The sequence below is a fragment of the Streptomyces griseoloalbus genome, assembly GCA_014650015.1.
Classification (GTDB): Bacteria; Actinomycetota; Actinomycetes; order Streptomycetales; family Streptomycetaceae; genus Streptomyces; species Streptomyces griseoloalbus.
The window spans coordinates 122,345-145,111 of the sequence record BMUD01000019.1; the positions used below are offsets into that span (position 1 = coordinate 122,345).

Sequence of the window (22,767 nt, forward strand, 5' to 3'; positions counted from 1 at the left end):
GGTCCCGCCCGCGCCCCATCTCACCAGTGCACGACGACCTTGTCGCCGTCGCGCACCTGCCCGTACAGCCGCGCGACGGCACCCTCGTCCCCCACGTTGACGCAACCGTGCGAGGCACCGGCGTATCCCCGCGCGGCGAAGTCGGCCGAGAAGTGCACGGCCTGGCCGCCGCTGAAGAACATGGCGTACGGCATGGGCGAGTCGTAGAGCGTGGACACGTGATGCCGGGACTTCCAATAGATCCGGAAGACACCCTCGCGGGTCGGCGTGTACGCGGAACCGAAGCGGACCGGCATCGTCGACACCGTCCGCCCGTCGATCATCCAGCGCAGGGTGCGGCTCGACTTGCTGATGCACAGCACCCGGCCCGTCCGGCAGCGCGCGTCGGGCGCGTCGGCCGGCTGGCCGCCCATCAGATACAGCTCCCACCTGCCCGGTTCGCGCGTCATGGCGAGCAGCCGCTGCCAGGTGACGGTGTCGGTCACCCCGGTCCTCGGCAGTCCGCGCTTGCCCTGGAAACCCCGGACCGCCTTCTCCGTCAGCTCGTCGTACGTCCCCGTGGGCCCGTGGAAGATCCAGGCGACCTGACGCAGCCGGGCCTGGAGCTCGCGTATGTCGCGCCCGGAGGCGCCCCGGGACCACAGCACGCGCGGCGCCCGTCGCACCGACGGAGTCCCGGCACCGGACGGACTCCCGCCGTCGTCGGGAGCCTGTGACGACGGCGCGGACGGCGTCCGGCTCGGCACCTCCACGCGCACCGGCGTGGCGCGCTTCCCGTCCGTGCCGGCCGGCTGCACCGTGCAGCCGGCCGCACAACCCGCCAGGACGACGAGGGCCACGAGACCGCCGCCGCCCTTCCCCCCGATGCCCGTCCTCCGCACACCAGCCCCCCGTCGTCTCACCGGCCGCGCCCGGTCGCCACCTGAGTTGTACCCAGGACGTGACCGCCGTCGAACAACGGAGCATGGTGGACAGTGAGGCGGGACAACGGCCGAGGTGGACGCTGTGAGCGGGGTCCCATCGTGGCTGTGAGGAAGGTCCCAGCGTGCGCCCCTCCACCGGGCCGCACGCGCACCGCTACAGTCCGTCGAAGGGTCGGCCTGTACTGACGAGTGAGTGACGGGTCACGGGCGGTCAAGTCGAGCAACGCTGCTCAGCGGGAGGCATCACACCATGGCGCGCGAGTCGGAGTCCGGACTGCCCATCGAACCGGTCTACGGGCCGGAGTCCCTGGAGGGCTGGGACCCGGCCGAGAAGCTGGGCGAGCCGGGGAAGTTCCCCTTCACGCGGGGCGTGTATCCGTCGATGTACACGGGCCGTCCGTGGACGATGCGTCAGTACGCCGGTTTCGGTACGGCGACGGAGTCCAACGCCCGCTACAAGCAGTTGATCGCGAACGGCACGATGGGTCTGTCGGTGGCGTTCGACCTGCCCACGCAGATGGGTCACGACTCCGACGCGCCGATCGCGCACGGTGAGGTCGGCAAGGTGGGTGTGGCGATCGACTCGGTCGACGACATGCGGGTGCTGTTCGGCGGGATCCCGCTGGACAAGGTCTCGACGTCCATGACGATCAACGCGCCCGCCGCGCTGCTGCTGCTCCTGTACCAACTGGTGGCCGAGGAGCAGGGTGTGCCGGCCGACCGGCTGACCGGCACGATCCAGAACGACGTGCTGAAGGAGTACATCGCGCGGGGCACGTACATCTTCCCGCCGAAGCCGTCGCTGCGGCTGATCGCGGACATCTTCAAGTACTGCCGGGCCGAGATCCCGAAGTGGAACACGATCTCGATCTCCGGCTATCACATGGCCGAGGCCGGCGCCTCCCCGGCGCAGGAGATCGCGTTCACGCTCGCGGACGGCATCGAGTACGTGCGTACGGCGGTCGCGGCCGGCATGGACGTGGACGACTTCGCCCCGCGTCTGTCGTTCTTCTTCGTGGCGCGGACGACGATCCTGGAGGAGGTCGCCAAGTTCCGTGCCGCGCGCAGGATCTGGGCGCGGGTGATGCGCGAGGAGTTCGGCGCGAAGAACCCCAAGTCGCTGATGCTGCGTTTCCACACGCAGACGGCCGGGGTGCAGCTGACGGCGCAGCAGCCGGAGGTGAACCTGGTGCGGGTCGCGGTGCAGGGCCTGGCGGCGGTGCTGGGCGGCACGCAGTCGCTGCACACCAACTCCTTCGACGAGGCGATCGCCCTGCCGACGGACAAGAGCGCGCGCCTCGCCCTGCGCACCCAGCAGGTCCTCGCCTACGAGACCGACGTGACGGCGACCGTCGACCCGTTCGCCGGCTCCTACGTCATCGAGAAGATGACCGACGACGTCGAGGCCGCCGCGCTGGAACTGATGCGCAAGGTCGAGGACCTCGGCGGCGCGGTCAACGCCATCGAGCACGGCTTCCAGAAGAACGAGATCGAGCGCTCCGCCTACCGCATCGCCCAGGAGACCGACTCCGGCGAGCGGGTCGTGGTCGGCGTCAACCGCTTCCAGCTCGACGCGGAAGAGCCCTACGAACCCCTGCGCGTCGACCCCGCCATCGAGGCCCAGCAGGCCGAACGCCTGGCGAAACTGCGCGCGGAACGCGACCAGCAGGCGGTCGACTCCGCCCTCGCCGCCCTGAAGAAGGCCGCCGAGGGCGAGGACAACGTCCTCTACCCGATGAAGGACGCGCTGAAGGCCCGCGCGACGGTGGGCGAGGTGTGCAACGCGCTGCGGGAGGTGTGGGGGACGTACGTGCCCTCGGATGCCTTCTGACCTGCTCGGTTACCACCTATGAGTGATCGCGGGCGGAAGCCGTCCGTCCCCGGTTGCTCTCGTGGAGAGTGGGCCCCGAGCAGGGGAGGCTCACTGTGACACGTCAGGACGTGGTCGTACCGGAGTCGGTCGGCGTGTGTGTCGAGCTCTCGGTGGACACCCTTCTCGACGGCTGAAACACCGGAGCGGAGTGCCGCGCCCCCGTGCGACACTCCCCCCATGTTCGGCGTCATCGACCTCCCCACCTACCTGGCAGGCCTGGTCCTCATCGTCCTGCTGCCCGGCCCCAACTCCCTCTACGTCCTCTCCGTCGCCGCCCGTCGCGGTGTGCGCTCCGGGTACACGGCCGCCGCCGGCGTCTGGTGCGGGGACACCGTGCTGATGACACTCTCGGCCGCCGGGGTCGCCTCCCTGCTCCAGGCCAACGCCGTGCTGTTCGGGATCGTGAGGTACGCGGGCGCCGGATATCTGACCTGGCTGGCCGTCGGCATGCTGCGGGCCGCGTGGGAGATGTGGCGGACGCGCCGGGACAAGGACGCGAGCGAGGCCCCCGCCGCGGTCGCGCCCGGTGAGCGCCCGTTCCGCCGGGCCCTGGTCGTCAGCCTGCTCAACCCCAAGGCGATCCTGTTCTTCATCGCCTTCTTCGTGCAGTTCGTCGACCCGGGCTACGCCTATCCGGCGCTCTCCTTCGTCGTCCTCGGCACCCTCGCCCAGATCGCGAGCGTGCTCTACCTCAGCGCGCTGATCTTCGGCGGCACCCGGCTCGCCGCGGCCTTCCGCCGCCGCAGGAGCCTGTCGGCGGGAGCCACCTCGGCGGCCGGCGCCCTGTTCCTGGGCTTCGCGGCCAAACTGTCACTGGCCGCCTGAAGCCTGTCTGACAATTCGCGTCGTCGCCCGCAGGCAGGCGGGAATTGTCAGACAGGCCCTGGACACGTCCAGGGCCCTACGGCCGGTCAGGAAGCGCTCCCCGGCACCGCCCGCAGCTTCAGGGGGCACCGTGAGTGGTCAGGAGGCCCGCAGGAACGCCGAGAGCGCCGCCTTGCCGAGGTAGGTGAAGCGGGTGTCGCCCGTGAGGTGCTTGTCCAACGCCTCCTTGATGCCCGGCCACTTGGGGTCGCCGAAGTCGTCCAGGACGACGATCCCGCCCGGGGCGGCGATCTCCTCCGCCCACTGAAGGTCCTTGGCGACGCCCTCGGCCGAGTGGTCGCCGTCGACGACGATCACGCCGTAGCGGCGGTCCGAGACGGCCGCGCGGGTCTCGGGGTCCTCGGAGAAGCCCCGCTGGATCCGGGCGGCCACGCCCGCCGGACCGGCCAGGGCGAGGTTGGTGCGGACGGCGTGCTCGTCGACCGGGGTGCCCGTGGGGTCGGAGCGCCGCGGGGTGCCGGGCTGGAGCTGCACACCGGCGAACGGGTCGACGATCGTCACGTTCGGGCTGCGGCCGTCGCGCTGCATCATCCGGATCAGCCCGGTGGAGAACATGCCGTAGAGCGTGCCGATCTCGAGGATCTCGTCGTTCGGCGGGTCGAGCAGGGGGACGGTGCCGAGCTTGCCGCAGATGTTCATGGTGCCGCCGGCGATCCGGCCGACCCCGAGCGACTCCAGCCCGATCAGCAGCCGGTAGGCGGTGGCGACGTTGCGGACGGCTGCGTCACGGTCCCCGGCCAGCTCGGCCACCTCGGACTGCAGACGCTTCAGCGGGCCGGGGCTCACGATCCGGGACAGACCACGACCGGGGGAGCCGAGCAGCAGGTCAAGGGTGAGCTGCTGGCGCTTCACCACGTCGGCGGTCTCCCGGAGCGCCTCCCTGCCCGCCGCGTCCGCGGCGGCCACCGCACGCAGACGCCGGTCGATGCGCTGGTCGATGAGGTCGGCGACCGGTCGCAGCAGACGCCGGGATGCCGAACTGGTGAGCAGGGAACGGGTGTTCATGGATCCGGAGACCTCGATCCGTCGGACGCTCGGTGAGTGGTGTGGCTCGCGGGTTGAGGGCAGGCTAGGTGGGAGGCGGCGGTGGGCGAAGGATGCGGAGTTGAGCGGAGCGCGAACAACTGGCGAACTCCGCAGGGAGCCCGCACGGCTTCCGGAGCGCCGGCCGGGTCAGCCGAGCAGCCGCCGCAGGTTCAGCCTCCCCCACAGCAGACTGGTGGCGAACGACAGCGCCATGACCGTGATCAGCAGGCCGACCAGCAGCAGCCCCGCCACCGCTCCGCCCAGGTCCGGCGAGACGAAGCGGGGGACGATCTCCTCGACGAACAGCACATGCACCATGTACGCGCCGAGCGCGGCGTTGGCCAGCTTGCGCACCGACGGCCGCCACTTCTCGGGAACCCGGACCCGCGAGATCAGCAGCAGCACGCAGATGCTCATCGCGGCCACGAACAGGTGCGCGTTGGGCATCACATAGTGGATCTGCGTGTTGTACCAGAGGGCCCCGGCCATGGTGAGCGGCAGCAGCACGTACAGCGGCCACCGCCACCGCAGGGTGTCGGCCGGGAGGGCGAGCAGCAGTGCGCCGCCGACCGCGTACACCAGCGAATAGGTAGTGAAACCCCAGGCCACGGACGGCAGTTCGCGACCCGTGACCTCGGTGACCGTGGTCATGACGCTCGGCAGGACCGCGATGCCCAGCAGGGCCGCCCCCAGCCCCCAGGGCCGCTTGCCCGCCTTGATCAGCATCGCGAAGGCGAGCAGCGCGATGATCGGGATGTAGGTGTACATGAACCACAGGTGGTAGGCGGGCTGCACGGAGCCGAACAGGGAGTCGGCCGCCAACTCGGTCATGGGCCGCTCGTTGCGGTCCCGCAGCCAGGCCCAGACCAGGTAGACCGCCGTCCACGCGAAGAGCGGCACGGTGTTGCGGACGATCCGCTGCCACATCCGGGCGCTGTCCCGCGGGGGCGCGCCCACCAGTACGGCCCAGCCCGCGATGGCGAAGTACAGGGGAACGGCGAACGGGTTGATCGCCTCGGCCACATGTCCCGCCCAGTACGACCCCGAGCCGTTCGCCGGGTCGTTGCCGGTGGAGTGGATGAACTGGGCGCCCACGTGCCCCAGCATGATCGTCGCGGAGCAGATCAGCCGCATCAGGTCGATGTCGAAGCGGTGTTCCCGCGGCGCGGCGGTCTGTCCGGAGGGGGCGCTGCCCCGCTGCTGCGGCAGGAGTACGGCGATGTCGTTCGGCACCGCGCAACTCTCAGCCCGTCCGGTGTACGGGAGTTGACGAGCGGATGGCACCCCCGTGGCCGGTGCGTCTCGGTTGACGGCCGGGGCGGGTGGGGCGGCCGACCGCACCCACCGCTCGCACCGGCCGCACCCACCGGCCGGCCCCCGCCCGCCTGCCCGTGTCATCCCTTCCGCATCCCGCGCCGTACCGCCCGTGTCATCCCTTCCGGGTGCCGCGCCGTACCGCCCTGCCCACCACGCGCTTGGCGCGGCCGACCCGGATCCTGGCGCGCGACCGCGGGCGGCTGCCGGGCAGACCCAGCTCGGCCAGCCGCAGCTCCGGGAAGTAGTAGCCGGGGCTGCCCGCCAGATGGGCGCGCAGCCACTGCGCCGTCGGCTCCCGCAGCCGCGCGTACGTCTTGGGCTGCATGCAGAAGCCGATCGCCCGGACCAGCGGCGACAGGCTCTCGGGCGCCGGACCGACGAGGGCCGGTGTCTCCTCGCGCTCCAGGTCGGGCACCAGGTGGTCGATCACGGCCAGCGGCACGCGGTTGCTGTTCGGGTAGGGCCTGAGGCGCCCCATCACCAGCCCGGTCCCGACCCGGGCGATGGGCACGTCGTAGTAGGCGGAGGCGGTCACCATCGCCGTGGAGAAACAGCCGACGACGAGTTCGGGACGGCAGTGGTGGTACAGCGTCTCGGCCAGCAGGGGAGCGTCCAGCACGGTGAGCCGCACGCCCGCGTCCGCCGCCGCCTTGCTCAGCGCGGCCGAGTAGCCGGCGGGAGCCGTCGGATGCGGCTTGAAGACGATGGACCGGTGCCCGGCCCGCACGGCCCCGGTGAGCATGCGGACGTGCAGGTCCTCCTCCTCCTGCGCGCTCAGGATGTTGATCGCCGCCAGGTACTGGCCGAGCAGCACGGCCGTCGGCGCCTCCTCGAGGACGGGCGCCAGCCTCGCGTCGTCCGCCGCCTCCACGGAGATCTCGTCGAGCACACCGCGGAACGCCTCGTCCGGGACGACCACCGGTTCGACGCCGTACTCGGACAGCAGCAGCGGCCTCAGGCCCGGGATCAGATCGAGGTGGAGCAGCCGCCGGATGCGGCGCGCGATGGTCAGCGGCAGCTTCTCCCGGGTCGGGCCGTAGCTCATCAGACCGTCGGCGTACACGTCGACGGCGGCCTCGGTGAAGATCGCCGATAGCGCGCGGGCCGGATTGGCCTGGATCGACTCGACGGCGAGCTCGATCAGGTCCTCTTCGTCGATGTCCCACAGCAGACGGAACGCCCGCTGCCACAGCACCGTGTCGTTCCCGCGCGGACCCCAGGCGCTGGGGTGGTACGGGCTGATCGCCTCGTTCCAGCTGACCACGGAGTCGAACCGGCCGGCTATCGGCCCGTAGCCGTGCATCTCGTCCATGCGCAGCGCGGTCTCCGGGACGGCCGCGTTGTTGGAGACCAGCAGGATGCGCCGGGCCCCGGCGCGCGGTCCGAACAGGCCCGCGTCCAGCGCCGCGGCGAGGGTGGCCGCTCCGTAGAGCGTCGAGACCTGGAAGATCTGGGTCGTGTGGGGCATGGATCAGGCAGCCTTCCGCCCGTCACGCAGGCGGCTGAGCAACCTGCTCCGTGTGCTGTCGATGGTCTTGAGGGTCTCCTCCAGCGCCTGCTCGGGCATCCGCTGGAGCGCGGCCCGCGTCTCACGCCGCAGCCGCTGGGCCGCCGAGGGCTCGTACTCGTTCACCTTGCCGATGTGAAAGGCGATCATGGCGCAGTAGGTGCGTACGGCCTTGAGGAGGAAACGGTCGGCCTCCGGGTCGTCCTGCACGTCCCGCAGCAGCGCGTCGTACGCCGGGATGAAGTCCAGCTGACGGTCGTCCTTGATCTGGGTGAGCGAGGTCGCCACGCCCCGCCGGTAGAACACCCCGTGCAGCCCCAGGGACGCGTACGTACCGGCCTTCAGATGCAGCCGCCAGATCCACAACCGGTCCTCGGCCGTGCGGAGTTCGGTCGCGAAGCGCATGCCGCCGTCGGCGAAGAGGTGCCGGCGGTAGATCCCCGCCCAGACGAACGGGTAGTCGACCATCGTCTCCGTGTCGGCGGGCGCGATCCCGTCACGCGGATCCATCACGGCGTTGCGCACGGCGGCCGGGGGCCGCCGGATCACCCGCTCGGTGCCGGTGGCCTGGACGTGATCGGTACGGGCGAAGTCGCAGCCCAGCTCCTCCATGGCCCGCACCATGCCGACGAGGTGGCGCGGTCCGTACCAGTCGTCGCCGTCGAGGAACGTGACGAACTCGCCGTCGGCCGCGTCGATACCGCTGTTGCGCGCCTGGGCGATCCCCCTGTTCGTCTCGTGCCGGATCACCCGCGCGCCCGGGAGCTTCTCCGCCCAGCGGTCGATCACCCAGGGCGTGGCGTCCGTGGAGCAGTCGTCGACGAGCAGGAACTCGAAGTCCGGGTGCGCGTTGGCGGCCAGACTGCGCAGGGTGCTCTCGGCGAAGGCCTCCACATTGTGCATCGGGACGACGACGGACAGTTTGGGCACGTGGTTCTCTCTTTCGGGGCTCGTAGCGGCGGTGATGCGATGGCTCATGCCCGGCCGAAGGTCTCCCGGAGTTCGTCGAGGTTCGACCGGGTGGTCTCCCACAGGGCCTTCTGCGCGCCGTGCACGTCCGCCACCGCGGCCGCGTGGTCGTCGAGGAGCGCCGCCGCCCGCTCCCCGAGCCGGGGGCCGAGGTCCCGGTCGTGCACGGACAGGCCCCACTCCTCGCGTCCGATGTCGGAGAGGAAGTAGGCGAGCTTCGGGTGGGAGACGAGGCTGAGGATCGGGGTGCCGCAGCCGAAGGGGATCATCCCCGCGTGCCCGCGCATCCCGATCACCAGCCGGGAGCGGCGGTACAGCTCGCGGATCCCGTCGTTCGACAGGTCGTACAGCTGCTCCACGGGCAGGGCGACGCCGTGCTCCCGGCGCAGGTCGTGCACGAACTTCTCGTCGGCGGGCATGTGGGCCGCGTACCGGACGTCCGCCCTGTCCCGCAGGCCCTTCAGCGCGGTGGCCAGCTGGGCGAGGAAATGGCCGTAGTCGTGGCCGAAGCGCAGACCGGCCCGGTCGTACGCGCAGTTGACCAGGACGGTGTCGTCCCGCTCCACCGGGTCGAGCCACCCCGGGACGAGGTGCCGCGCCACCGTGGTCGGGCAGGGCTGGTAGCGCACCCGGTCGCGCAGTTCGGCGGGGAGCAGCTCGCGGACCCGCTCGATCGAGCCGTGGTTGCGCAGCCCGAAGAACGCCGACCGTTCGACGAGGACCCGCAGGCTCTCGGCGAACCGGCCGCGGCGGTAGAGCTGCCCGTCGAACACGTTGTAGCCGACCGCGAACACCGCCAGCGGCGCGGTCAGCCGGCCCAGGACGCCGTCCGGGACGTTCCACTGCCAGTGGCTGTTCCCGTTGGGGGAGGTGTCCGGCAGGAAGAGCCCGCCGCCGCCCACGACCACCCCGCGCCGCGCGTTCAACTGCTCCAGCGCCGCCTCGTCGACCAGCCGGTGCACCGGCTGCTGAAACCAGCGGCGCGGTCCTGTGTCGGTGTCGAAGCACAGGCGCACGGCCTCGGGCAGGACCTTGTCGCCCGCGTTCTCCTGGCCCTCGGCGAACAACGCCACATGCGCCAGCTGGTCCTCGGCGGCGACCGGCTCCGGCCGCTCCTCCGGCGTCTTTGGGCGCGTACGGACGTACCAGGCGTGGCAGCCGGAATCGGTCGGGTCGGCCTCCAGGCCCTCGCGGGCGTAGGCGTGCGCGTCCGCCTCCCGCCCGCACAGCCACGCCAGGCGGGCCAGCTGGGCGAAGGCACGCGGGGCGACGTCGGGTGACGCCGCCGCCAGCAGCAGCCGAGCCTCGGCCTCGTCGTAGCGCGACAGCGCCATCAGACAGACGCCGAGCGTCTCCTGGCAGCGCGGCGCGTCGAGCCGGTCGCCGACGACCGGGGCGAGGACGTCGACGGCCTCGTCGTAACGGCCCTGCCCGCGGTACACGTCGGCGACCGTACGGGCGAGGCCGAGCGAGGGACGCGCCCGGAGCAGGGGCGGCGCGAGGTGCGCCAGGAGGTCGGGGTGCTTGTCCCCGGGCAGGGCGCAGTACGCGGCCCGGAACTCCTCGTCGCTCATCTCGAAGCGGCGCCGCGCCTCGGCGGCCGGACCGTACCCGGGTTCGTCGAACGGGCCGGTGAAGTGCAGGATCGCGACCTGCGCGGGCACCGGCGTGTCGTCGTACAGCCGGCGGGTGAGGAAGTCGAAGCGCGCGTCGAGCGGCGTCAGGAGCCCCTCGGGCACCGTGTCCCGGCCCGCCGGCACGACGCCGTCCACGTCGGCGCGCTGGACGACCAGCAGGCCGTCCGGCAGGACCGCACGCCGCTCACGGCCCGCCCCGTCGCAGAGCGGCTGCGGTACGGCACCCACACCGTGCCGCATCCGCAGCAGCTCACCGATGTCCCCCAGCACGACCATGGCCGGAGCGAGGGCGACGACGGTGTCGTAGCCCTCCAGCCGGAAGACGTCCCCACGGCTGTCCGCCCGGCGCGTGACCACGCGCGGGTGCAGCCGGCGCAGCGGGTCGAAGGAGGAGTCCGTCAGCCCGGGGTGCAGCACCACGAAGTCCTCGCACACGCCCGGGTTGGTGAGCGCCAGGCTGCGGAGCAGCGTGGGCAGGCCGGGCAGGCGGTCGGTGTCGGTGTGGACGGCGAAGGCGATCCGGCGTCTGCCGGTGACGGTGCTCCGGTCGTCCGCGGAGGAGTGGGTCATCGCAGGGCGATCCTCATCTTGCTGTCGTCGACGTGCGTCGCGCGGTCCATGACCCACTCGGCCTCCTTCGGCCGCAGCCGGCCGGGCTTGTCGAAGCCGATGAGGTCCAGGCGGGGGCAGGCGTCCAGGAAATCCAGGAGCCTGAGGACGGTGAAGGCGGTGGTGGTCCCCGGGTCCCACCCGTCCTCGCCCAGCAGCGCCGGGTCGCTCAGGGGCCGGCGCAGGGAGGCGTCACCGATGTGCTCCTGCGCCCCGGGCGCGAGGCGCTGTCGGGTGGCGCGCCGCCACGCCCCGGCCGGGTCGCCGAACACCAGCCGGATGCCGGCCCGCCGCGTCCACCGCGGACCGTCCCACGGGGCGTCGCCCCGCAGCGAGACGGCGTGCAGGCCGGTGCGTTCGCCGGTGCCCCTCGCGTCGGTACGGAAGGAGTCGCAGCGCACCACCAGGTCGTAGCGGTCGATCTCGGCGCCCAGGGCGCTCCCGGCGACCTCCGGCGCGTTCGACACCAGGCACACCGTCCGTCCCGCCACCAGGCCGCGCAGCCCGCCGACGCCGACCGGGGTGCTCCCGCCGAGCAGCGGGTCGGACATCCCGGACCGCTCCACGAGCCGCCGGTAGGTGCCGTACAGCTCCAGCAGGCGCCGGACGGCCGGGTCGCCCATGCCGTGCTCGGCCACCCGCGCCTGTGCGTGGGCGGCGAACTCCGGCGCCGCGACCGGGGCGGGCTTTCCGATCAGCTCGCGCAGCGCGGCCCCGGAGTCGGGGAAGAGCGCGGCGGCCTGCTCCAGGCACGCCCGGCGGCGCCGCAGCGTGTCGATCCTGCGGGCGACCTCCTCGGCCACCTCGCTGTCCCCGAGCAGCGTGAGGTGGCGCTCGTAGCACTCCAGCGCCTCGTCGCCGCGGCCGAGCCCGTCCAGTGCCCGGCCGCGCAGCCGCCACGCCCCCCTGGACCGCTGCCGGATCTCGGTCGACGTCTCGGCGACGCCCAGCGCCAGGGCGAGTCCGTCGTCCCCTCCCGCCTCCAGCGCGCGCACGCCTACCTGGAGCAGGGCGTCGAAGGGATCGGCCGACGGGGCGCCGAGGGAGCCGGCGAGGACGCCGATCGCCTGCGTGAGGCGGGTGTCCCGGACAGTGGGCCGCTCGCCCCGCGACGCGAGGTACTCACCGCACAGGCGCAGGCCCCGGGCGTACAGCTCCCGCCTGGCGGCCTCCTTCTGCCGTGCCGTGAACAATCCCGCCAGGGGGTTCGCCATGCTTCCACCGTCCTCCGATCGGAGGCCGAATGTGCCCCAGCGCGACGGTCCGCCGGTGGCTTCCGGGTGGACAAGGGGTGAACAATCGGCTTCCAGCGACTGGCTGTGCGTGCGCCCTCCCACGCGTGGGCCCGTCGGCCCGGCACGGCCTTCTTCGGCGTCCGCGCCCGTCGGCGTCCGTGGTGCCCGCGCCCGTCGGCTCGGCGCGGTCTTCTGTGGTGCCTGCGCCCGTCGGCTCGGCACGGCCTTCTTCGGTGCCCGCGCACGCCGGCTCGGCACGGCCTTCTTCGGCGTCCGCGCCCGTCGGCTCGGCACGGCCTTCTTCGGTGCCCGCGCACGCCGGCCCCGCACGGCCTTCTTCGGTGCCCGTGCCCGTCAGCCCCGTACTGCCTTCTTCAGCGCCCGTGCCCGCCGCACCACCCGGCGCGCGGTGGCGTTGCGGGGCAGGAACGCCAGCCGCCTCGGGATGCCGCCGGGAAGTCCCAGCGAGGTGAGCCGCTTGCGCTTGAACCAGCGCCGGGTGCGCGGGCCGAAGTGCTGGGCGAGGTACCGCTCGGCGACCGGGCGCAGGGGCGGGTGGATCTGCGGCTGCATGGTGAAGCCGAGCGTGGTGACCAGGGCGTTCAGCTCGTCGGCGGGAAGGGCTTCCTCGCCCCGGCCGGGCTCCAGGTCCGGCAGCAGCGCGTCGGCCAGCACGGCCGGGACGCGATCACCGTTCTGATAGGGCGTGAGCCGCTCCAGGAGCCGCTCGGTGCCGGTGCGGGCGACCGGCAGGCCGTAGAGCGCGGACGCCGTGAACAGCGCGGTGGAGAAGCAGCCGACGACCAGTGCGGGCCGGGACTTCTGGAACAGCACCTCGGCGAGGACGGGCGTGTCGAGGACGGTGAGGTCCACCCCGAGCTTCTCCGCCTCGGTCTCCAGCGCGCGGCCGAAGTGGGCCGGCGCGGTCGGGTGCGGCTTGAGGACGACGGCGCGGTGGCCGCGTTCGACCGCCCCCCGCAGCATCCGCAGATGCAGGTCCTCCTCTTCCCCGGGGGAGAGGACGCCGAGCGCGGACAGACTCTGGCCGAGCAGCAGCGCCGCGTCGTCCGGCAACGCGGGCAGCCCGTCGGCGGTCGCGGCGACTTCACCGACCGCCCGCAGAAAGGCCCCCGTCGGCACCACGCGCGCCGGCACGTCGAACTCGGTCAGCAGCATCGGCGTGAGACCCGGCACCAGATCCAGGTGCAGCACCTGACGGACCCGCGTGCCCACCAGCGGGTCGAGCTTGTGGCGGGTGGGGCCGTAACCCATCAGCCCGTCGGCGTAGACATGGAGCGGGGCCCCGGTGAACACCTGGGCCACGGCGAGGGCGGGGGGAACGGGGAGGGACGCAAGGACCAGCTCCACGCGGTCGTCGCCGAGTCCCCACAGCCGCCGCAGATGACGCTCCAGGAGCGGGATGTCGTCGGAGCGCGGCGTCCAGGCCCCCGGGTGGAAGGGACTGATGGCCTCGTTCCAGGAGAGCACGTCGTCGAAGTGGTCGCGCAGCGGCGCGAAACCCGGCATCTCGTTCAGGGCCGGCGCGGTCTCCGGGACCGGGGAGTCGCCGCAGACCAGCAGCACCCGCCGCTCCGCCTCCGCGAAGCAGTCGGACTCGATCGCGGCCGCCAGCGTGGCCAGGCCGTACAGGGTCGAGGCACAGAAGATCTGGGTGGTGCGTGACATCAGGCGGCCCCCCTCGCCGTGCCGGTCCGGCGCCGCAGCCGTCGCAGCCGGGCGGAACGATCCATGTCCATGCTCCCCAGTACGTCGTCGAGCGTGTCCTGCGGCATGCGGTGCAGCGCCGCCGCGCTCATCGCCCGCAGCCGCCTCGCCACGGCCGGTTCGAACTTGTCCTCCTCGGCCAGGTGGTGGGCCATGATCGCGCAGTACTGCCGCACCGCCTTGGGCAGCAGCCGGTCGGCGTCCCGGTCCGCCGCCGTCTCCTCGATGATCTGGTCGAAGGCGCGGACGAAGTCGAGCTGGCGGGCATCGCCGATCCGGGTGAGGGAGGAGGCGACCCCGCGGCGGTAGAACACACCCAGCAGGTTGATCACGGCGAAGGACTCCGCCTCGCGGTGCAGCTTCCACGTCCACGGCCGGTCCTCCGCCGTGTGCAGTCCCTCGGTGAAGTGCAGCAGCCCCCGCTCCAGCAGCCGCCGGTGGTAGGCGCCGGCCCAGACGGACACGTAGTCCACCGAGGTCGTCCGGTCCGCGGGCAGGATCGCGTCCCGCGGGTTCAGCACCTCGTCGCGCAGGCCGACCGGGACCCGCCGCACGGACCGGGCACGGTCGGTGACCCGCACATGGTCGGTGCGGACGAAATCGCAGCCCAACTCCTCGATGGCCGCCACCAGACCGGACAGATAACCCGGGGCGAGCCAGTCGTCGCCGTCCAGGAACGCCAGGTACTCGCCCCGTGCCGCGTCCAGCCCGGTGTTGCGCGCGGTGGCGATCCCGCCATTCTTGTCATGACGGATGTAGCGCACCTGGGCGAGGTCCGCGAGGTCCTCGGCCGCACGCTCGAGAAGCGCCGGGGTCTCGTCCTCGGAATGGTCGTCGACCAGGACGAACTCGAAATCCGGCCGGGCGTTCGCGCGAAGACTTCTGAGGGTGTCCGGGGCGTATTGCCGAACATTGAAGAACGGGACGATCACGGAGAGCTTTGGCACCCGCAGAACACTAGGAGGCCGTCCGGCCAGGCGACTTTCCGGAGACCGTACGAGGGGTGAACTCCATGTGTCGGTACGGTGGATCGCGCCTACGTACCGCGCTTTCGCAGGCCGGTTCGGCTTGCCGTGGGGTGTTGTTAACTTCTCGTTGATTCACGGTTGGGCCATACCTAGAATTCGCTTCCTAGCGTCTTCGACGTGCCAGCAAGTGCAACGAAGCCCCTCAGGGTCGCGGTCCTCGCGGATTCCGACACCCGGTGGAAATGGGGCGCCCTCACCGCGAACCGCATCGCGCCGTCCGGCCCCGGAAACCCGGGCGACACGGCCGGCGCCGCCGACATCCGTCTGGACGGATATCTGCTGCGGGGCCGCGCCACCCCCACCGCCCGCCAGCTCGGCGAGGTCGGCGTCCGCGCGGACTCGCTCCGTGAGGTCACCGCGGTCGAGTTCCTGCGCGCGATGCGCGAGGAGTCCTACGACCTCCTCGTGCTCGCCCTGGTCGGCGGCGGTGTGCAGGCGATGCTGCACGGCCTCAAGCGGATCTGGGAGGACCGGCCGCAGCGCCCCGTCGTCGTCACCGGATACGTCGGTGTCGTCTACGAGAAGCTCGCCGACGGCCTGCTGCTGCGCCACGGAGCCGACCTGGTGCTGGCCAACTCCCGCCAGGACGCGGAGCGTTTCCGCACCGTCTACGAGGGAGTGCGCGCCGACTCCGGCTCGGTCACCGAGGTCGCGCTGCCCTTCCTCGGCGGGGCCGCCTACACCGGCGAACACGACCCCTACACGGTCGTCTTCGCCGCCCAGCCCTCCGTCCCGGAGAGCCGCAAGGACCGTACGTACCTGCTGAACCGGCTGGTGCAGCACGCCCGTCGGCACCCCGAGCGCGAGGTACTGCTCAAGCTGCGCTCCAAGCCCGGCGAGCACACCACGCACATCGAGGAACTGCCCTACCAGAAGCTGTCCCAGCGACTCGACCTCCCGCCCAACTTCCACCTGGTCTACGGACACATGGGCGACGTGCTCGACCGCACCGACCTGCTGGTCACGGTCAGTTCCACGGCCGCCCTGGAGTCGCTGCACCGGCGCATCCCCACCGTGGTCCTCACCGACCTCGGGGTGCGCGAGGCCCTCGGCAACCACCACTTCGTGGGCTCCGGCTGCCTCGCCTCCTGGGACCAGCTCGACGCCGGTCACCGCCCCGAACCCGACGAGGAGTGGGTGGCGCGGCAGGGCGTGGCCGCCGACGGTTCGTACGCCACCGCCTTCGACGCGGCCCGCGAACGCATCACCAAGCTGCTCGCCCGGCCCGGCGGACTGCCCCCGCTCACCCCGTACTACACGCCCGTCACCGCGCCCGGCTATCTGCCCGGCATCCTCGCCCGCCACCACCTCGGCCCGGACGGCACCCCGCTGCCCGGCGCCCCCGCCGCCGACAAGGAGCCCGGACCGGTCCGGCAGATCGTGCGCCGGGCGGCGCGCGGCGCCTACCGGCACGGCGTGCAGCGCGTGGCCCCGGTGATCCGCCGGATGGGCGAGCTGTGACCGCCCCCACTCCCGCTCAAGGAGCTGATCCCATGTCCCACCCGCAAGCGGGCCAGGGCGCCTCGGCGCGCCGGGTGCTCGCCGTGATCCCCGCGCGCGGCGGCTCCAAGGGCGTGCCCGCGAAGAACCTCGCGCCGGTCGGCGGCGTCCCCCTGGTGGCGCGCGCCGTCCGCGAGTGCCGGGCCGCGCGGTACGTCACGGACGTCGTGGTCTCCACCGACGACCAGGCCATCGCGGCCGCCGCCCGGCAGGCCGGCGCCGAGGTCGTGCTGCGGCCCGCCGCCATCGCCGGCGACACCGCCACCTCCGAGGCCGCCGTCCTGCACGCCATGGAGTCCCACGAGACCCTGCACGGCGCCCCGGTGGACGTGGTGCTGCTCGTGCAGTGCACCAGCCCCTTCCTGGTCCGCGAGGACATCGACGGGGTGGCCGGCGCGGTCGTCGACCAGGGCGCCGACACCGCGGTGGCCGTCGCCCCGTTCCACGGCTTCATCTGGCGGGACGCCACCGACGAGGCGACCGGGGGCGGGTACGGCGTCAACCACGACAAGTCCTTCCGCCCCCGCCGCCAGGACCGGCCGCAGGACCTGCTGGAGACCGGCGCCGCCTACGCCATGGACGCGGCCGGCTTCCGCGAGCACGGGCACCGCTTCTTCGGCCGCACCGAACTCGTGCGCACCGACCCGGCCCGCGTCCTGGAGATCGACGACCCGCACGACCTGGCGCGCTCCCGGGCGCTGGCCCCCCTCTTCGACGCCGAGCGGCCCGGCGCCCTCACCGTCGATCCCCCTGCCCACCTCCCCGCGGCCGACGACATCGACGCGGTCGTCCTCGACTTCGACGGCACCCAGACCGACGACCGGGTGCTGATCGACTCCAGTGGACAGGAATTCGTCGCCGTGCACCGCGGCGACGGCCTCGGCATCGCCGCCCTGCGCCGGAGCGGCCTGAAGCTGCTCGTCCTGTCCACCGAACAGAACCCGGTCGTCGCCGCCCGCGCACGCAAGCTCAAGCTCCCCGTGCTGCACGGCATCGACCGCAAGGACCTCGCACTGAAGCAGTGGTGCGAGGAGCAGGGCATCGCGCCGGAGCGCGTGCTCTACGTCGGCAACGACGTCAACGACCTCCCGTGCTTCGCCCTCGTCGGCTGGCCCGTGGCGGTCGCGAGCGCCCACGACGTCGTACGCGGCGCCGCACGCGCGGTCACCACCCTCCCCGGCGGTGGCGGCGCGATCCGAGAGATCGCCGGCTGGATCCTCGGTCCCTCTCTCGACTCCCTCCCCAAGTAAGGAAATCCCCGGACATGAGCACCAACTCCCGTATCCGCACCTTCGGTACCCGCGAGGCCGGCCCCGGCCGCCCCGTCTACGTCACCGGCGAGATCGGCATCAACCACAACGGCGACATCGAGAACGCCTTCAAGCTGATCGACGCCGCCGCCGAGGCCGGCTGCGACGCGGTCAAGTTCCAGAAGCGCACGCCGGAGATCTGCACCCCGCGCGACCAGTGGGACATCGAGCGCGACACCCCCTGGGGCCGGATGACGTACATCGACTACCGCCACCGCGTGGAGTTCGGCGAGGACGAGTACCGCCAGATCGACGAGTACTGCAAGTCCAAGAACATCGACTGGTTCGCCTCCCCGTGGGACACCGAGGCCGTCGCCTTCCTGGAGAAGTTCGACGTCCCCGCCCACAAGGTGGCCTCCGCCTCCCTCACCGACGACGAGCTGCTGCGCGCCCTGCGCTCCACCGGCCGCACGATCATCCTCTCCACCGGCATGTCCACCCCGAAGCAGATCCGCCACGCGGTCGAGGTCCTGGGCTCGGACAACATCCTGCTCTGCCACGCGACGTCCACCTACCCGGCGAAGGCCGAGGAGCTGAACCTCCGTGTGATCAACACCCTCCAGCAGGAGTACCCGAACGTCCCGATCGGCTACTCCGGCCACGAGACCGGCCTGCAGACCACCCTCGCCGCCGTCGCCCTCGGCGCCACCTTCGTCGAGCGCCACATCACCCTCGACCGCGCCATGTGGGGCTCCGACCAGGCCGCCTCCGTCGAGCCGCAGGGCCTGACCCGCCTCGTCCGCGACATCCGCACCATCGAGGCCTCCCTCGGCGACGGCGTGAAGAAGGTCTACGAGTCCGAGCTGGGCCCGATGAAGAAGCTCCGCCGCGTCCCCGGTGTGGTCGCCGAGGCGGAGATCGCGACCGCCGCCGGCGAACCGCTGGCCGTCTGACGCACCGAACCCACCCCCCCACCAGACGACGGGAACGGTCCTACGTCGATGAGCCCCCGCGCCGGCCGGCCCGGCCCCCACACTCTCGCCTTCGTCGAGAGCCCGGTACAACTGCTCAACGTGCTGGAGTGGGCGCACGCGCATGCGCCCGGCGTGGGGCTCACCCTCGTGGTGCTGTCCCCGGTCGACCCGATGACCCGCGGTCAGCTGCGCCGCATGGCCGAGCTGGCCCGCGAGGAGGGCCACGAGGTCCGCTGGGAGGAGGCACGAGGAGGAGCGGGCGCACCGCTGCAGACGGTCGGCGGACTGTCGCGCCTGCTGCGCCGGGCCACCCGGATCGTCCTCGGCGACCCCTTCTCCCGGTACGTCCAGCTGCTGCTGACGATCACCCGGGCCCGCGACCTCGTCGTCGTCGACGACGGCACGGCGACCATGGAGTTCGTCGGCCAGCTGGCCCGGGGCGAACGCCTGGTGCGCTGGCACCGCAAGGGCGGCCGCCCCCACCCCCGGGACCTGGTCCTCGCCCCCGTGTCCGCCGTCGCCCGGCGCCGCCTCACCCCGGGCGGGAAGCGCACGGTGGAGGTCTTCACCTCCATGCCCATGACGGACACCCCGCCGGGAGTCACCGTCAGCGCCCACACCTTCGCCTGGACCCGGGACCGCTTCGGCCCGCCGAGCGTTACCCAGGGCGCCGACATGGTGGGCACGTCCCTGGTGGAGACCGGCGTGGTGGACGCCGACGCCTACCTGGAGGCCGTCCGCTCCCTGGCGAAGACCCACGGCGCGCGGCGCTACTTCGCCCACCGCCGCGAGAGCACGGAGAAACTCCACCGCCTGGCCGTCGAGACGGGACTGGAGATCGTCCGCCCCGAACTGCCCCTGGAGCTGATCGCCCGCCGCGGCCCCATCGGCCGCACCGTCCTCAGCTTCCCCTCCACGGTCGTGCACACCCTCCCCCTCGCCCTCACCGGCACCGAGGTCCGTGTGGCGGTCTGCGACATAGACCCGGCCTGGCTGACCAAGACGGCCTCCCCCCGCGCCCAGGGCTTCCTGTCCGGGGTGACGGGCTCGGCCCGCGACGTCCACCGGCTGTCGGCGGTGGCGGGCACGGCGTAGCGGGGCCCCTCGCGCCGCGGACCCCGTCTGCGCACCCCGCGGGACGTCCTCCCGCACGTCACCGGGACCGCGTGCCACGCGGGTCACCTCGACGCCGCGCGGGAACTCGTCGACGGCCGCCGCCGGTTGCTTCCCACCGGACGCGACCGGGTGGGTACCGCCCCGGGGTGTCCGGCAGCCGGACCCGTACGCGTGGCGCGGGCGTCGCGTGGTATCCGTGAGGGAAGGACGGGTGCCGGTGAGCGGGCGATGTCACTCCCGGTGGATCTCACGATCGGCTCGGTCGGAAAGGCGGGCGAGTTTACCCAAGCGAGACGACGGCTATGCGTAGGGACGCCAATTTTTTTGACCCTAACGGACTGATTTTTCTTGATCGAGGCTCGGTCCGCGGCTCCGGCGCCCTACTCTTCAAAGGGTGAAACCACTGATGTCACTGGAGTCCGAGGTCGACCTCCCCGGGGGAGCAGTGCTCCCCGGCGCGTTGCCCGAGGCCCTGCGTGCCGAGCTCGTCGCGTTCCGCCGCGACCTGCACATGCACCCGGAGCTCGGCAACCAGGAGTTCCGCACCACCGCCGCGATCAAGGAACGACTCGAGCGGGCAGGCCTGCGGCCACGCGTCCTCTCCAGCGGGACCGGCGTGATCTGTGACATCGGGACCGACGGCGAGGCCGGCACCGACTCGGCGATGCTCGCGATGCGCGCCGACATCGACGGCCTGCCCATCCCCGACATGAAGACCGGGTGCCCCTACCGCTCCACCGTGCCCGACCGCGCCCACGCCTGCGGTCACGACGTGCACACCACCGTGGTGCTCGGCGCCGGCCTCGTCCTCGCCGAACTGCACCGGCAGGGCCTGCTGCCCCGCCCCGTGCGGCTGATCTTCCAGCCCGCCGAGGAGGTGCTGCCCGGCGGCGCAGCCGACGCCATCGAGGACGGCGCGCTCGACGGCATCGGCCGGATCATCGCCGTGCACTGCGACCCCCGCGTCGACGCCGGGCGGATCGGACTGCGCGAGGGGCCCATCACCTCCGCCTGCGACCGGCTGGAGATCGCCCTCGACGGCCCCGGCGGCCACACCGCCCGCCCGCACCTGACCACCGACCTCGTCACCGCCGCCGCCCGCGTCGTCACCGACGTGCCCGCCCTGATCGGCCGGCGCGTCGACAGCCGCAGCGGACTCGCCGTGACCTGGGGCAGGGTCGAGTCGGGCCACGCGCCCAACGTCATCCCGCAGCACGCCGAGCTGTCCGGCACCGTGCGCTGCCTGGACCTGGAGACCTGGCGGCAGGCCCCCGACCTCGTGGTCGCGGCCATCGACGAGGTGGCCAATCTGCACCGCGCCAAGTCGGAGATCACCTACGTGCGGGGCGTCCCGCCGGTCGTCAACGAGGCCGGCGCCACCGAGCTGCTGCGCGACGCCATGATCGCCCGGCGTGGAGTGGAGGCGGTCGAGGGCACCGAACAGAGCCTCGGCGGCGAGGACTTCTCCTGGTACCTGGAGCGCGTCCCCGGCGCCATGGCCCGTCTCGGCGTCCGCACCCCCGGCGAGCGCACCGTGCGCGACCTGCACCAGGGCGACTTCGACGTCGACGAGCACGCCATCACCGTGGGCGTGGAACTCTTCACCGCCGCCGCACTCCTGGACGCCCTGCGCTAGCTAGGGGGTGTCGTTCGGGTCAGGCCGATTCCAGGGTCCGCGACCTCGGCAAGATCCGAACGACACTCCCTAGGCACACCGGCCACGGACACCTCCCGGTCCCCCCGCCCGCTCCGCTTGCGCGCCGGGCGGGGGAGGGGCAGCGTGGGGCCGTGCCGCCCAGGCATGCGCGTCCCACCGGTTGCCCCCTTTCGATCCCGTACGGTCCCCTGGTTCACAAGGGCGTAACCGGCCATCGGCACGAATGGATAACGGCCCCGCGGTATCCCGTTCCCAGGAGTGTCTACGCGCGTTAATGTGCGCCGAACCGAGCACCCGCTGCGGGGCTTTGGAGAATGGGGAGCTTCAGATGCGTCGGATATCCAAACTGACCCGCGTCGCGGTGGGGGTCGCTTCGCTCGCGCTCGCCGCCACCGCCTGCGGCGGTACCAGCAGTGACAACGGCGACAGCGGCGGCTCCAAGGAAGACCTCGGCCTCGCCATCGCCTACGACATCGGCGGCAAGGGCGACCAGTCCTTCAACGACGCCGCGTACGCGGGCCTCACCAAGGCCAAGGACGAGTTCGGCTACAAGACCGCCGACGTCGAGCCCACCGAGGGCGAGACCGACGCGGACAAGGAGCAGCGCCTCGCCTCGCTGGCCCGCCAGGGCTACGACCCGATCGTCGGCGTCGGCTTCGCCTACGGCCCCGCGATGAAGGCCGTCGCCGCGAAGTACCCGGACACCACCTTCGGCATCGTCGACTCCGTGGTCGAGGGCGACAACGTCGCCTCCCTCGTCTTCGCCGAGGAGCAGGCCTCCTACCTGGCCGGCGTCGCCGCCGCCAAGGCCACCAAGACCAAGACCGTCGGCTTCGTGGGCGGTGTGGACATCCCGCTGATCCACAAGTTCCAGGCGGGCTTCGAGCAGGGCGTCAAGGAGACCGACCCCAAGGTCAAGGTGATCCCGCAGTACCTGACGCAGACCGCGGAGGAGGGCGGCTTCTCCAGCCCCGACAAGGGCAAGGCCGCCGCCGAGGGCCAGATCGAGAAGAAGGCCGACGTCGTCTACCAGGCGGCCGGTCTGTCCGGGCAGGGCGTGATCGAGGCCGCCGCCAAGGCGAAGGTCTGGGCGATCGGTGTCGACTCCGACCAGTACCGGCAGGAAGCCCTCGCCGCCTACAAGGACTACATCCTCACCTCCGCCCTGAAGGACGTCGGCGGCGCGGTGTACGCCCTGGCCAAGTCGGTCCACGACGACAAGCCGCTGACCGGCACCCAGGTCTTCGACCTGAAGGTGAACGGCGTGGGCCTGTCCGAGAGCAACCCGAAGATGGCCGAGGTCCCCGGCCTGACGGACGCCGTGGCCAAGGCCAAGGAAGGCATCACCGACGGCTCCATCAAGGTCAGCACGGAATAGCGGAACCCGGCGGATCCGTACGCGGCGGGCGGGCGCATCGAGCGCCCGCCCGTTCCGCCGTCCCCGTTATGTTTTCCGCGGTCCTGCAACGGGGCCGCTGGCCTCCGGGCCCGGCATGACTGTGTCCCCCTGTCGAAGGCATGACCTGGGGGGTGGTG

17 protein-coding genes are annotated in these 22,767 nt (G+C 72.1%); 8 read left to right on the plus strand and 9 right to left on the minus strand.

Features of this window, described 5'->3' with window-relative positions:
- Window positions 1–20: 20 nt before the first annotated feature.
- Complete coding sequence (locus IE178_RS26205) at window positions 21–881, minus strand: L,D-transpeptidase family protein (protein ID WP_193514010.1); 861 nt, start codon at window positions 879–881, stop codon at window positions 21–23.
- A 292-nt stretch (window positions 882–1,173) separates the two neighbouring features.
- Between IE178_RS26205 and IE178_RS26210 the strand changes: the two genes are divergently transcribed.
- Together IE178_RS26210 and leuE are read left to right on the plus strand one after the other, a co-directional pair.
- On the plus strand, window positions 1,174–2,754 hold the full coding sequence (locus IE178_RS26210) for an acyl-CoA mutase large subunit family protein (protein WP_193514011.1): 1,581 nt from the start codon (window positions 1,174–1,176) through the stop codon (window positions 2,752–2,754).
- Between the two features lie 219 nt (window positions 2,755–2,973).
- Window positions 2,974–3,621 (plus strand): leucine efflux protein LeuE, encoded by a 648-nt coding sequence (gene leuE, locus IE178_RS26215; RefSeq protein ID WP_193514012.1) that lies wholly within the window; start codon window positions 2,974–2,976, stop codon window positions 3,619–3,621.
- 138 nt (window positions 3,622–3,759) lie between these two features.
- On the opposite strand, the gene IE178_RS26220 is transcribed toward leuE, so the two are convergent.
- The 8 genes from IE178_RS26220 to IE178_RS26255 all read right to left on the minus strand — a co-directional run bounded on the left by IE178_RS26220 (window position 3,760) and on the right by IE178_RS26255 (window position 14,653).
- The gene (locus tag IE178_RS26220; RefSeq protein WP_193514013.1) at window positions 3,760–4,686 is read right to left on the minus strand and encodes a class I SAM-dependent methyltransferase; all 927 of its coding nucleotides are present in this window, start codon (window positions 4,684–4,686) and stop codon (window positions 3,760–3,762) included.
- A 168-nt stretch (window positions 4,687–4,854) separates the two neighbouring features.
- Window positions 4,855–5,940, minus strand: coding sequence for an acyltransferase (locus IE178_RS26225; RefSeq protein WP_193514014.1), 1,086 nt, complete (start codon window positions 5,938–5,940; stop codon window positions 4,855–4,857).
- A 196-nt stretch (window positions 5,941–6,136) separates the two neighbouring features.
- Window positions 6,137–7,492, minus strand: a complete 1,356-nt coding sequence (locus IE178_RS26230; protein WP_193514015.1) for a polysialyltransferase family glycosyltransferase — start codon at window positions 7,490–7,492, stop codon at window positions 6,137–6,139.
- Between the two features lie 3 nt (window positions 7,493–7,495).
- Window positions 7,496–8,461, minus strand: coding sequence for a glycosyltransferase family 2 protein (locus IE178_RS26235; protein WP_184761134.1), 966 nt, complete (start codon window positions 8,459–8,461; stop codon window positions 7,496–7,498).
- Between the two features lie 44 nt (window positions 8,462–8,505).
- On the minus strand, window positions 8,506–10,707 hold the full coding sequence (locus IE178_RS26240; RefSeq protein ID WP_193514016.1) for a polysaccharide pyruvyl transferase family protein: 2,202 nt from the start codon (window positions 10,705–10,707) through the stop codon (window positions 8,506–8,508).
- Complete coding sequence (locus tag IE178_RS26245) at window positions 10,704–11,960, minus strand: tetratricopeptide repeat protein (RefSeq protein WP_193514017.1); 1,257 nt, start codon at window positions 11,958–11,960, stop codon at window positions 10,704–10,706. The genes IE178_RS26240 and IE178_RS26245 overlap by 4 nt, the downstream gene beginning before the upstream one ends.
- 375 nt (window positions 11,961–12,335) lie before the next feature.
- The gene (locus IE178_RS26250) at window positions 12,336–13,667 is read right to left on the minus strand and encodes a polysialyltransferase family glycosyltransferase (RefSeq protein ID WP_193514018.1); all 1,332 of its coding nucleotides are present in this window, start codon (window positions 13,665–13,667) and stop codon (window positions 12,336–12,338) included.
- Window positions 13,667–14,653, minus strand: a complete 987-nt coding sequence (locus IE178_RS26255) for a glycosyltransferase family 2 protein (RefSeq protein ID WP_193514019.1) — start codon at window positions 14,651–14,653, stop codon at window positions 13,667–13,669. The genes IE178_RS26250 and IE178_RS26255 overlap by 1 nt, the downstream gene beginning before the upstream one ends.
- Before the next feature lie 198 nt (window positions 14,654–14,851).
- On the opposite strand from IE178_RS26255, the gene IE178_RS26260 reads away from it, so the two are divergent.
- From IE178_RS26260 to IE178_RS26285, 6 genes are all read left to right on the plus strand, one after another.
- Window positions 14,852–16,195, plus strand: a complete 1,344-nt coding sequence (locus IE178_RS26260) for a DUF6716 putative glycosyltransferase (RefSeq protein WP_184761139.1) — start codon at window positions 14,852–14,854, stop codon at window positions 16,193–16,195.
- 32 nt (window positions 16,196–16,227) lie between these two features.
- Window positions 16,228–17,484, plus strand: coding sequence for a cytidylyltransferase domain-containing protein (locus IE178_RS26265; protein ID WP_193514020.1), 1,257 nt, complete (start codon window positions 16,228–16,230; stop codon window positions 17,482–17,484).
- Window positions 17,485–17,498: 14 nt separating this feature from the next.
- Window positions 17,499–18,437: an N-acetylneuraminate synthase family protein gene (locus IE178_RS26270; RefSeq protein WP_184761141.1), complete on the plus strand. Its 939-nt coding sequence runs from the start codon at window positions 17,499–17,501 to the stop codon at window positions 18,435–18,437.
- Between the two features lie 48 nt (window positions 18,438–18,485).
- Window positions 18,486–19,553, plus strand: coding sequence for a hypothetical protein (locus IE178_RS26275; protein WP_193514021.1), 1,068 nt, complete (start codon window positions 18,486–18,488; stop codon window positions 19,551–19,553).
- Window positions 19,554–19,980: 427 nt separating this feature from the next.
- Entirely contained in the window at window positions 19,981–21,210 is a 1,230-nt protein-coding gene (locus tag IE178_RS26280) for a M20 family metallopeptidase (RefSeq protein WP_184761319.1), read from the plus strand.
- Window positions 21,211–21,559: 349 nt separating this feature from the next.
- The gene (locus IE178_RS26285) at window positions 21,560–22,609 is read left to right on the plus strand and encodes a BMP family lipoprotein (protein WP_184761143.1); all 1,050 of its coding nucleotides are present in this window, start codon (window positions 21,560–21,562) and stop codon (window positions 22,607–22,609) included.
- Window positions 22,610–22,767 lie beyond the last annotated feature (158 nt).

Coding starts and splice junctions, on each gene's coding strand:
- IE178_RS26210 (WP_193514011.1), top strand. CDS start 1,174: ATGGCGCGCGAGTCGGAGTCCGGACTGCCCATCGAACCGGTCTACGGG.
- leuE (WP_193514012.1), top strand. CDS start 2,974: ATGTTCGGCGTCATCGACCTCCCCACCTACCTGGCAGGCCTGGTCCTC.
- IE178_RS26220 (WP_193514013.1), bottom strand. CDS start 4,686: ATGAACACCCGTTCCCTGCTCACCAGTTCGGCATCCCGGCGTCTGCTG.
- IE178_RS26230 (WP_193514015.1), bottom strand. CDS start 7,492: ATGCCCCACACGACCCAGATCTTCCAGGTCTCGACGCTCTACGGAGCG.
- IE178_RS26240 (WP_193514016.1), bottom strand. CDS start 10,707: ATGACCCACTCCTCCGCGGACGACCGGAGCACCGTCACCGGCAGACGC.
- IE178_RS26245 (WP_193514017.1), bottom strand. CDS start 11,960: ATGGCGAACCCCCTGGCGGGATTGTTCACGGCACGGCAGAAGGAGGCC.
- IE178_RS26250 (WP_193514018.1), bottom strand. CDS start 13,667: ATGTCACGCACCACCCAGATCTTCTGTGCCTCGACCCTGTACGGCCTG.
- IE178_RS26265 (WP_193514020.1), top strand. CDS start 16,228: ATGTCCCACCCGCAAGCGGGCCAGGGCGCCTCGGCGCGCCGGGTGCTC.
- IE178_RS26270 (WP_184761141.1), top strand. CDS start 17,499: ATGAGCACCAACTCCCGTATCCGCACCTTCGGTACCCGCGAGGCCGGC.
- IE178_RS26275 (WP_193514021.1), top strand. CDS start 18,486: ATGAGCCCCCGCGCCGGCCGGCCCGGCCCCCACACTCTCGCCTTCGTC.
- IE178_RS26280 (WP_184761319.1), top strand. CDS start 19,981: ATGTCACTGGAGTCCGAGGTCGACCTCCCCGGGGGAGCAGTGCTCCCC.
- IE178_RS26285 (WP_184761143.1), top strand. CDS start 21,560: ATGCGTCGGATATCCAAACTGACCCGCGTCGCGGTGGGGGTCGCTTCG.